The sequence below is a fragment of the Pantoea sp. B_9 genome (assembly GCF_008632015.1).
GTDB classification, from domain to species: Bacteria; Pseudomonadota; Gammaproteobacteria; order Enterobacterales; family Enterobacteriaceae; genus Pantoea; species Pantoea dispersa.
The window spans coordinates 1,329,652-1,340,317 of sequence record NZ_VWVL01000001.1 but is presented as its reverse complement, the minus strand read 5'-3'; the positions used below and the strand labels follow the sequence as shown (position 1 = coordinate 1,340,317).

General features: G+C 61.4%; 9 protein-coding genes. 5 read left to right on the top strand and 4 right to left on the bottom strand.

The window, feature by feature from the left end:
- Window positions 1-19: 19 nt before the first annotated feature.
- Together F3I21_RS06485 and dbpA are read right to left on the bottom strand one after the other, a co-directional pair.
- A complete protein-coding gene (locus F3I21_RS06485) occupies window positions 20-982 on the bottom strand; it encodes a chemotaxis protein (RefSeq protein WP_021507259.1) in 963 nt (320 codons plus the stop codon).
- Between the two features lie 141 nt (window positions 983-1,123).
- On the bottom strand, window positions 1,124-2,503 hold the full coding sequence (gene dbpA / locus F3I21_RS06480) for an ATP-dependent RNA helicase DbpA (protein ID WP_150058516.1): 1,380 nt from the start codon (window positions 2,501-2,503) through the stop codon (window positions 1,124-1,126).
- A 391-nt stretch (window positions 2,504-2,894) separates the two neighbouring features.
- On the opposite strand from dbpA, the gene F3I21_RS06475 reads away from it, so the two are divergent.
- Window positions 2,895-3,092, top strand: coding sequence for a hypothetical protein (locus F3I21_RS06475; RefSeq protein ID WP_010618157.1), 198 nt, complete (start codon window positions 2,895-2,897; stop codon window positions 3,090-3,092).
- A gap of 109 nt (window positions 3,093-3,201) precedes the next feature.
- Here F3I21_RS06475 and F3I21_RS06470 read toward each other — a convergent pair whose 3' ends face one another.
- Window positions 3,202-4,563, bottom strand: a complete 1,362-nt coding sequence (locus tag F3I21_RS06470) for an amidohydrolase family protein (RefSeq protein WP_058757999.1) — start codon at window positions 4,561-4,563, stop codon at window positions 3,202-3,204.
- A gap of 89 nt (window positions 4,564-4,652) precedes the next feature.
- Window positions 4,653-5,513: a LysR family transcriptional regulator gene (locus tag F3I21_RS06465; protein WP_031279666.1), complete on the bottom strand. Its 861-nt coding sequence runs from the start codon at window positions 5,511-5,513 to the stop codon at window positions 4,653-4,655.
- 87 nt (window positions 5,514-5,600) lie between these two features.
- Between F3I21_RS06465 and F3I21_RS06460 the strand changes: the two genes are divergently transcribed.
- The 4 genes from F3I21_RS06460 to lldD all read left to right on the top strand — a co-directional run bounded on the left by F3I21_RS06460 (window position 5,601) and on the right by lldD (window position 10,622).
- Window positions 5,601-6,773, top strand: a complete 1,173-nt coding sequence (locus tag F3I21_RS06460) for a cyanate transporter (protein WP_150058515.1) — start codon at window positions 5,601-5,603, stop codon at window positions 6,771-6,773.
- A gap of 227 nt (window positions 6,774-7,000) precedes the next feature.
- Window positions 7,001-8,650 (top strand): L-lactate permease, encoded by a 1,650-nt coding sequence (gene lldP, locus F3I21_RS06455; protein ID WP_150058514.1) that lies wholly within the window; start codon window positions 7,001-7,003, stop codon window positions 8,648-8,650.
- Window positions 8,647-9,432 carry a transcriptional regulator LldR gene (lldR, locus tag F3I21_RS06450; protein WP_058775192.1) on the top strand — a complete coding sequence of 262 codons (786 nt, stop codon included), beginning with the start codon at window positions 8,647-8,649 and terminating at the stop codon, window positions 9,430-9,432. The genes lldP and lldR overlap by 4 nt, the downstream gene beginning before the upstream one ends.
- On the top strand, window positions 9,432-10,622 hold the full coding sequence (gene lldD / locus F3I21_RS06445) for an FMN-dependent L-lactate dehydrogenase LldD (RefSeq protein WP_088516211.1): 1,191 nt from the start codon (window positions 9,432-9,434) through the stop codon (window positions 10,620-10,622). The genes lldR and lldD overlap by 1 nt, the downstream gene beginning before the upstream one ends.
- Window positions 10,623-10,666: the final 44 nt, after the last annotated feature.

The window sequence follows — 10,666 nt, the reverse complement described above, 5'->3', positions numbered from 1 at the left end:
GGAAAATCGGGGCAAGCGCTTAGCGCTTCTTCTCCAGCACGCGATAAATCACGCTGGAAAGCTCGTTGATTTCAAACTTAGCGACGTAACCGTCAGCGCCCACTTTGCGCACGTGATCTTCGTTGGCGCTGCCGGAAAGCGAAGAGTGAATCACCACCGGAATCTGCCGCAGCGCGTCGTCGCGCTTGATGTTGCGCGTCAGGGTAAAGCCGTCCATCTCCGGCATTTCGAGGTCGGTCAGCACCAGCGCGATTTTGTCGTGAATCGACTCGCCGTTAGCCTGTGCTTCTTTCTGCATCTCGCTGATTTTTATCCACGCTTCAAGCCCGGTATTGTGCATGATGGCCGGAATGCCCATGCTTTTCAGCCCCTGTTCCAGCAGCTGACGCGCCACTTTAGAGTCTTCAGCAACAATCGCTACCTGGCCGGGTTTAAGGTTGAAATTCTTCGCCGTCTCTTCGCTCGGCTCAACGCCACGCACCGAGGGAATGATGTCATACAGAATCTGCTCGACGTCGAGCACCAGTGCCAGATTGTTGCTCTGACCGTCGGTGTCCAGACAGGCGATGCTGGTGATGTTACGGCTGCCGATGCCCGCTTCCGCCGTGTGCACCTGATTCCAGTCGAGACGCACAATGTTCTCCACCGATTCCACGGCAAATGCCTGGGTGCTGCGCGCATATTCGGTGACCAGCAGCAGGTTGAGGCCGGTTTCCGGTTTGCAGCCGGTTACTGCCGGCAGGTCGATCACCGGAATAAACTGGCCGCGAATGCTGGCCATGCCGAGCAGCGGTGAATTCATGCCGGCGGCGCGGGTAATCGTCGGCATTGGCACAATTTCACGCAGTTTAAATACGTTGATGCCGTACAGCTCAGACTTGCCTTTCAGCCGATCGGAACCCAGCCGGAACAGCAGCAGTTCGAATTTGTTAGAAAGCGCAAGGTTGGCGCGTTCATCGATCTCTTTCTGAAAATTATCCATTGTGGCCTCGGGGCAGAATCTGGGCGGAGTAAAGGGCAGGGCAATAGCGCCATGATTAACTTATCGGCAGCGGAGGAAAAAAATGAAGGGAAGGGCGATGAAAATTTAGCGTAAGGGCGATCGCCCTCACGCTCACGACAGTTACTTCAGCAGAATCGCGCGCACGCTTTTGCCTTTGATCTTGCCCTCTTTCAGCTTGATCAGTGCTTTCTTCGCCTGTGCGGCGTCGATGGCGACATACGCATGGGTCGGGGTGAGATCGATTTTACCGATCTGATCGCCGCTGAAACCGGCTTCACCGGTCAGGGCGCCCAGAATATCGCCGGGACGCATCTTGGCTTTACGCCCACCGTCAATGCACAGCGTCATCATTGCCGCCGGCAGCGGCTGTGCGCCTTTGCTTTTCAGCGTGCTGGCCGGCTGCCAGTTGAGCTTCTGCTGCAGGTAATCTTCCAGCGCATGGGCGCGCACCATTTCGTCGGCCGCCACAAAGCTGACCGCCAGCCCCTGTTCGCCGGCGCGGCCGGTACGGCCAATGCGGTGAATGTGCACTTCCGGATCCCACGCCAGCTGGAAGTTAACCACCAGCGCCAGCGATTTAATGTCGAGGCCGCGCGCGGCGACGTCGGTGGCGATCAGCACGCGGATGCTGCCGTTGGCAAAGCGAATCAGCACGCGTTCGCGATCGCGCTGTTCCAGATCGCCGTGCAGCGCCAGCGCGCTGATCTGGCGATCGTTGAGCGCGGCTGCAATCTCATCGCATTCCCATTTGGTGTTACAGAACACCACGCAGGAAGCCGGTTGCTGCTGGCTGAGCAGGGCGCTGAGCAGGTTGATACGCTCGCTGGCGCTGGTTTCAATAAACTGCTGCTCAATCGCTGGCAGTTCCGACTTCGCTTCGGTCGCTACTGCCAGCGCATCGCGCTGAAAGCGCTGACTCAGGCTGGCAATGGTATCGGGCCAGGTGGCGGAGAATAGCAGCGTCTGACGCGAATCCGGCGTAAAGCCAATGATGGCTTCCATATCGTCGCGGAAACCCATCTCCAGCATGCGATCGGCTTCATCCAGCACCAGGCTCTGCAACTGACTTAAATCGAGATTGTCACGCTTGAGATGATCGAGGATGCGCCCCGGCGTGCCGACCACAATATGCGGCGCGTGCACCAGCGAGTCGCGCTGCGCGCTCATTGGCTGGCCGCCGCACAGCGTCAGGATCTTGATGTTGCGGGTGAAGCGCGCCAGCTGACGCAGCACGTTGCTGACCTGGTCGGCCAGTTCACGCGTCGGGCACAGCACCAGCGCCTGGGTATGAAAACGCCCGCTGTCGATGCGGTTCAGCACGCCAATACCGAAGGCGGCGGTTTTGCCGCTGCCGGTTTGCGCCTGCGCCCGCACATCGCGTCCGCTAAGGATGGCCGGCAGGGAAGCGGCCTGAATCGGCGTCATGGCGTCGAAGCCCATCTCGCGCAGGTTGTCGAGTTGGCTGGCAGGCAGTTGCGTCAGGGTAGAAAAAGCAGTCACAGGAGCATCTCAGGTAGTAGCAGGAATAGCGGCGGCCAGTCTGGCAGAAAGGCGGCCTATCGGCAACGGCAATTGCGGTAATAATCACGTTGTGAAATTAGTCAGTCGTTGCGCTTTGTCAGGTCAATGATGAGGTGCAACTATCGCAAAGTTTTAATGAATGTTCCGAATTTCACACCAGGCAGCACGAACGGTAAAAACGCTTTTTCGAGGGGAAAAATGATATTAGCGGCAGGTAAGCGGCAATATCGCCGCATGTTACGGCTATTTTCAGTAAGATTTCGCTTATATGTTACCTGTTACGCGGAAAATCTGAGTAAAAATCCTAACCGCTTTGCTTTATATTTAGCGCGCCATTTGGCAATTAATAATTACTTCAGAGGTCACCTCATTGAGTCACTATGTCCAGGGACAAAACGAAGACGTTCTGAAAATCGTCGGCCGCGCCGTGCTAACGCTGCATCTGCATGGAGAGACGTTATCCTCCGATAAAGTCAGCTCCATGATTGCCTGTTATGCGGAAGAAGAGCCTGTTAATGACGATGAGCACCAGCGCCTGTATGCGCTGGCGATTCAGATGTTGTCTTAAATCCAGCATTATCATCGGGCTTGCCGCGCCGGTGTCACCTTCCAAAGCCTCCTGCGGGAGGCTTTTTTCTGGCCGGGTCTGGCGTGCTGGTGCTGGCTGCGATGCGCCTTCAGGCGCTGAATACCGGCGTGCCGCGCTGGAACGTAGCGCGCACCGGCGCAATGCGCGCCACGGCTTCCGCCGAGCAGCTGGCGTCGACCAGCATCATACTGGCTTCATCCTGCAGCTGCGGCCACTGGCGCTCACCGCTATTGGCGAGCGGCAGAATGCCGCCGGTGGCGATATGCAGCGCGCGGCTCAGGCCAAACTCATCCGACCCGCGATACAGCTGGGCATACAGATTGGCTTTCTCCAGCATGCTGCCGGTACCGAACGGCGACCAGTGATCGATCACGCTGTCGGTGCCGGTCATCACCGTCACGCCCGCTGCCTGCAACTGCGGCAATGGCATCGTCAGCTTGCCAATCGGAATCGTTGACGCCACGCTCATCTGCTGTTCGGCCATGCCGGCGATGATCTCATCCAGCGCCTTACCTTCCAGCGTGGCGAGCGCGAAACCGTGGCTCAGTGTCACTTTGCCTTTCAGCTGCGGATTACGGGCGATGGTGGCGATCATGTACTGAATGGCTGCCACGCCGGCGGCGCTGGTCTCATGCAGATGAATGTCCACGCCGCGATCGTAGTCGAGCGCGATGCGGAACATCGCATCAAGCGAAGCCTGCATGGCACCATCCACGTTGGTGGGATCCAGCCCACCGACATACTGCACGCCGAGCTGCATCGCTTCACGCATCAGACCATCGACCTGCGAATGCAGCAAACCATGCTGCGGAAAGGCGACGATCTCACAGCGAAACGCCGGATGGTTGGCCAGCGCCAGTTGCAGATGTTCGAGACTTTTCAGGCCACTGACCGGATCGATATTGCAGTGGCTGCGCGCTTCGGTGCTGCCTTTACTTTGCAGCAGGCCAATCAGCGCTTCGGCGCGCGCCTGCGAGGTTGGCAGCAGCTGGGGAATCAGCACCTGCTCGCGCGCAATCATATCCATGATGGTCTTGCCCTGCCGCGGGCGCGGTGCCTGCCATGGTCCGCCGTAGAAGGTTTTATCCAGATGGATGTGCATGTCCCGCGTGCGCGGTAACAGCAGCGCACCGCCGGCATCCCACTGCGGCAGGGCAGGCTGGCGCGCCTGGCCGGCGGCGCTAATGGCGCTGAACTTGCCTTCTTTAATGGTGATGTCGTACAGCGCGGTGCGGGTGGCGACAATCTCCGCGCCGTCGCGCTCAAATCCCTCTTCGAGGCGCACATTCAGCAGCTGATAGTGCGCCACGGCAGGCGGCGGTGTGGACGAGACCAGTGATGTGTCGGGACGGGCGGCGCTGCTCATGCCAGCCATCATCAGGCTGCCTGCGGCAGTAAGGCGGACGCCGTGGCTGAGAAAATCACGGCGGCTGGAAGCGGTCAGAGGCATCGGAAACTCCAGGCAAAAGGAAAAAACCTAATCTGGCAAAACCGACGCCGCCGCGCTGCGATATTTCCCACTGCCTGGCAGTGGAAAAATCACTGCCACTGTAGCTGGCAGAATTGCACCAGCGCAGCGGCCAGCGCCTGTTGCAGCGCATCCTGCGGCTTACGGCAGAACAGCGCCAGCTCGAAATGGCTGATCACTGGTAAACCCTCAGCGCTGCCCAGCACGCGGTGACCGGGCAGGCGGCAGCTGGCGGGCAGCAGCGTCAGGCCGAGACCGGCGGCGCTGGCGCTGGCGAGGGCCACCAGGCTGGCGCTGCTGTAGCTGATGCGCCAGCTGCGGCCGAGCGCATCCAGCGTCTGACACATCTCTTCGCGATACAGCCCCTGCTGCGGAAACACCACCAGCGGCAGCGGCGTCTGGTCAAAGCAGGGATGTTCAGCACTGTCCAGCCACAGCAGCGGCTCGGGCCGGGCGGCCAGCGGGCGATCGCCGCCCGGCTGCTTGATCAGCATCAGATCCAGCTCTTCACGCTGCCATGCGCGATGCAAATCGACGTACATGCCGCTCATCACGTCAAGACGCAGCTGCGGATGCTGTCGGCTGAATCCGGCCAGCAGGCTGGCGGTCGGGGCGGCAAAATCCTCCGGCACACCAATGCGCACAATGCCGTCGCGCCACTTATCGCTCAGCACATCGTGCGCTTCGCCGTTAAGGGCGATGATGCGCCGCGCGTAGCCGAGCAATTTTTCTCCCTCTTCGGTCAGCGCCACCTGATGTGAGGTGCGCTGTAACAGCGCTTTACCCACCATCTCTTCCAGTCGCCGTACCTGCTGACTGACCGTCGACTGCGACAGGTGCACACGCTCGGCGGCGCGGGTAAAGCTGGCGGTCTCGCACACCGCCACAAAGCTCAATAGCTGCTGCGGCGTAAACATTGGCTGACGATTCATTTATCCACTGCCCATCATGGTGTTATTTCATTTCCAAATAGTACTGTCTGCTGCGATGCTGACAACCTTTTCACTGCAGGATGGGTTATGAACCGACATGCCAATACGTTAACGCTGGCTGCGCTGGTGCTGGCAGGGCTGAACATGCGCCCGCTGCTGACCTCGGTCAGTCCGCTGCTGGGCCAGCTGCGCCACAGCCTGCATCTGTCAGGGCTGGCCGCCTCGCTGCTGCCGGCGGTGCCGATGGTGATGATGGGCGCGGTGGCGCTGTTCAGCGCCAGGCTGATGCAGCGCGTGGCCTTAAAGCCCTTACTGCTGGCCGGGCTGACGCTGCTGCTGCTGGCGCTGGCGGCGCGCGGCGTAATCGACAGCGGCAGCGGGCTGGTGCTCAGCGCACTGTTTGCTGGCATCGGCGTCGGCGTGGTGCAGATGGCGATGCCGGGACTGATTCGACAGCGTTTTAGCCGGCGCAGCGCGGCGGTCACCGGGCTGTGGGCGGGCGCGCTAATGGGCGGCGGCGGACTGGGCGCTGCGCTGTCGCCGTGGCTCAGCGCGCAGCTTGACGTACCGCTGGCGCTCAGCGGCTGGGCGCTGCCGGTGCTGCTGGCTATCCTGCTGTGGCTACTGGTGCGCGTGCCTGCCGCGCCGGATGCCGCGCAGGTAACGCTGCCGCCGCTGTGGCGTAAGCCGCGCGCCTGGTCGCTGGCGCTGAGCTTTGGCCTGGTCAACGGCGGCTATGCCACCTGCGTGGCCTGGCTGCCGGATGCGTATCACCGGCTGGGCTGGTCGGCGCAGGCCGGCGGCTCGCTGCTGGGCGTGATGATTCTGAGCCAGGTTGCCGGCGCGCTGCTGATGCCGCTGCTGGCGCGCGGTGCCGATCGCCGTCCGCAGCTGATTGTCAGTCTGCTGTGTCAGCTGGCCGGGATGAGCGGGTTTCTTTTTGCGCCGCTGCTGGCGCCGTGGCTGTGGGCCGCCATCGCCGGCTTCGGTCTCGGTGCCGCGTTCCCGCTGGCGATGGTGCTGGCGCTCGATCATCTGCCGCAGCCGCAGGCAGGCGCGCGGCTGGTGGCCTTCATGCAGGGCGCAGGATTCATCATCGCCGGCTGCATGCCGTTTATTGCCGGTCAGCTGCAGGTGCTCACCCACAGCTTTGCCAGCGTCTGGCTGATGCAGGGCGTCGTGACGCTGGGGCTGATCGGGCTCAATCTGCGCTTTCACCCGCGCAGCTATGCACGCGCCTTTGGTTCTGCTGCATGCTAACTGGTCCTACCAATGTTATAAAAATGTAGCCACATGGTCACATAACACGAAAAATCACGCCTGCCGCGTTGCTTTGGGTTAACAATGCATTAACTATCTGGAGCCAGAAAGCCCGTCAGCCGCAATGTGGTCCTACCAATTGTGGTGCGGAACCGGGCAACAATCTGCGGCGCACGCCTGCTTTTGCCGATGCGCCGCATCCCTCTGGTGACCTCTGGAGAAACGGCATGCAGGTGTGGCAACAAAACTACGATCCGCTCAACAATTTGTGGCTATCCAGCCTGGTGGCGGTGATCCCGATTGTTTTTTTCTTCTTCGCGCTGATTAAGCTCAAGCTGAAGGGCTATCAGGCCGGTACGATCACCGTGGTGCTGGCGCTGCTGGTGGCGCTGTTGCTGTACGGCATGCCGGTGCCCCAGGCGCTGGCGTCGGTGGCGTATGGTTTTTTATACGGCCTGTGGCCGATTGCCTGGATCATCGTGGCGGCGGTATTTGTCTACAAGATCTCGGTGAAAACCGGCCAGTTCGATATCATTCGCGCCTCGATTCTCTCCATCACGCCAGACCAGCGTTTGCAGATGCTGATCGTCGGCTTCTCGTTTGGCGCGTTTTTAGAGGGCGCGGCAGGCTTTGGGGCACCGGTGGCGATCACCGCCGCACTACTGGTCGGGCTGGGCTTTAATCCGCTCTATGCCGCCGGCCTGTGCCTGATCGTCAACACCGCGCCGGTGGCATTCGGCGCGATGGGGATTCCGATCATCGTCGCCGGTCAGGTCACCGGGCTGGACAGCTTCCAGATTGGCCAGATGGCGGGACGCCAGCTGCCGTTCCTCACCCTCATCGTGCTGTTCTGGATCATGGCGATCATGGATGGCTGGCGCGGCATCAAAGAGACCTGGCCGGCGGTGATGGTGGCAGGCGGCTCGTTTGCCATCGCCCAGTACCTCAGCTCTAACTTCCTTGGCCCGGAGCTGCCGGACATTATTTCGTCGCTGGCTTCGCTGATCTGCCTGACGCTGTTTCTGCGCCGCTGGCAGCCGGTGCGCATCTTCCGCTTTAAAGAACCCGCGCCAGAGGCTGCGCCCTCAGGGACGCAACGCTACACGCTGGCGCAGATTGTGCGTGCCTGGATGCCGTTCCTGTTCCTTACCGCGACCGTTACGCTGTGGAGTATTCCGCCGTTTAAAGCGCTGTTCGCTAAGGGCGGCGCGCTGTATGAGTGGGTGTTTAGCGTGCCGGTGCCGCTGCTGCACGAGCTGGTGGCACGCATGCCGCCGGTAGTGAGCGCAGCAACGCCGTATGCAGCGCTGTTCAAATTTGACGTGGTCTCCGCCACCGGCACTGCGATTCTGCTGGCGGCGGTGATCTCGGTGATTTTTCTGCGCATGAAGCCGGCGGCGGCACTGCGCACCTTTGGCGAAACCCTGAAGGAGCTGGCGCTGCCGATCTACTCCATCGGCATGGTGCTGGCCTTTGCGTTCATCTCAAACTACTCCGGGCTATCGGCCACGCTGGCCCTGGCGCTGGCGCACACCGGCCAGGCCTTCACCTTCTTCTCGCCGTTCCTCGGCTGGCTGGGCGTCTTTCTGACCGGCTCCGATACCTCTTCCAACGCGCTGTTCGCCGCGCTGCAGGCGACCACCGCGCAGCAGATTGGTGTGTCGGATGTGCTGCTGGTGGCCGCCAATACCACCGGTGGCGTCACCGGTAAAATGATTTCGCCGCAGTCGATCGCCATCGCCTGCGCCGCCGTGGGGCTGGTGGGGCGCGAGTCCGATCTGTTCCGGTTTACCGTTAAACACAGCCTGATTTTTACCTGTATGGTCGGCGTGATCACCACGCTGCAGGCGTATGTCTTTACCTGGATGATTCCATGACTGAACCCACACCGCGGCTGGCGGATACGCTGCGCGCGCGTCTTAGCGCCTGGATTGAAGAGCATCAGCTGAAACCCGGCATGCGTTTACCCTCGGAGCGTGCGCTGGCCGCCCGCTTCGGTGCGTCGCGCTCGTCGGTGCGTGAGGCCATCCAGCAGCTGATCAGCAGTGGCGTGCTGATCAGTAAACGCGGCGGCGGCACCTGGCTGTGCGAGCCGCAGGAGCCGTGGTCAGAACAGCGCATCGTCGAGCCGATTCGTCAGCTGCTGGCCGCCGATCCTGACTACCGCTGGGATATTCTTGAGGCGCGCCACGCGATTGAGGCCAGCACCGCCTGGCACGCCGCGCAGCGCGCTACCGAGGCGGATAAAGAGCGGCTGCGCTATGCCTTTGACGCGCTGATACAAATGAACGACTGCGACGATCCCGAACTGGCCGCGCAGGCGGATCTGCGCTTCCACCTCGCCATTGCCGAAGCCTCGCATAATCTGGTGCTGCTGCAGACCATGCGCGGATTTTTCGATCTGCTGCAATCCTCCGTGCTGCACAGCCGCCAGCGTATGTACACCCAGCCGGTGATCTTCAACCAGCTCAACGCCCAGCATCAGGCGATGTTCGATGCGGTGATGGCGGGCGACGCCGACGCGGCGCGCCAGGCGGCGATGGATCACCTCGGCTTTGTTCACACCACCATGAAAACGCTGCATGAAGACGAAGCGCGCCAGGCCCGCATCACGCGGCTACCGGGCGCCACGCAGGTTACCCGTAAGGAAGACAACTGATGATTATTTCTGCTGCCAGTGACTATCGCGCCGCGGCGCAACGTATCCTGCCGCCATTCCTGTTTCACTATCTGGACGGCGGGGCCTACGCAGAACATACCCTGAAGCGCAACGTGGCCGATCTCTCTGACGTGGCGCTGCGTCAGCGCGTGCTGAAAAACATGGCTGAGCTGAGTCTGGAAACGCGGCTGTTCAATGAAACGCTGTCGATGCCGGTGGCGCTGGCGCCGGTCGGCCTGTGCGGCATGTACGCGCGACGCGGTGAAGTGCAGGCGGCACGTGCGGCAGCCAATCGCGGTATTCCATTTACCCTGTCGACGGTGTCGCTGTGCCCGATAGAAGAGGTGGCACCGGCGATTAACCGCCCGATGTGGTTTCAGCTGTATGTGCTGCGCGATCGCGGCTTTATGCGCAACGCGCTGGAGCGGGCCAAAGCGGCAGGCTGCTCGACGCTGGTGTTCACCGTCGATATGCCGACGCCGGGCGCGCGCTACCGCGATGCGCACTCCGGCATGAGCGGCCCGCATGCCGCGCTGCGCCGTTACTGGCAGGCGGTCACCCATCCGCAGTGGGCGTGGGACGTCGGGCTGCACGGGCGTCCGCACGATCTCGGCAATATCTCCACGTACCTCGGTAACCCTACCGGACTGGAAGATTATATCGGCTGGCTGGCGAAAAATTTCGACCCGTCGATCTCGTGGCAGGATCTGGAGTGGATTCGCGAATTCTGGGAAGGGCCGATGGTGATCAAAGGCATTCTCGACCCGGAAGATGCGCGCGATGCGGTGCGTTTTGGCGCCGATGGCATCGTGGTCTCCAACCACGGCGGACGTCAGCTGGATGGCGTGCTGTCGTCGGCGCGCGCGCTGCCGGCCATCGCCGACGCGGTAAAGGGCGACATCACCATTCTGGCCGACAGCGGCATTCGTAACGGGCTGGATGTGGTGCGCATGATTGCGCTGGGGGCTGACAGCGTGCTGCTGGGACGCGCGTTTATCTATGCGCTGGCGACGCACGGCCAGCGCGGCGTGGAGAATCTGCTGAGTCTGGTTGAGAAAGAGATGAGGGTGGCGATGACGCTGACCGGCGCGAAAACCATTGCGGACATCACCCAGGATTCGCTGGTGCAGGCGAATGCGCTGCTGAGCGAAGCCGGACTCAGCCCGGCGCGCCCGCACGCGGTGCGCTAAGCCAGGCAAAGCGCTGGCTCTTGTCTATACTGAATAGCTGTCTG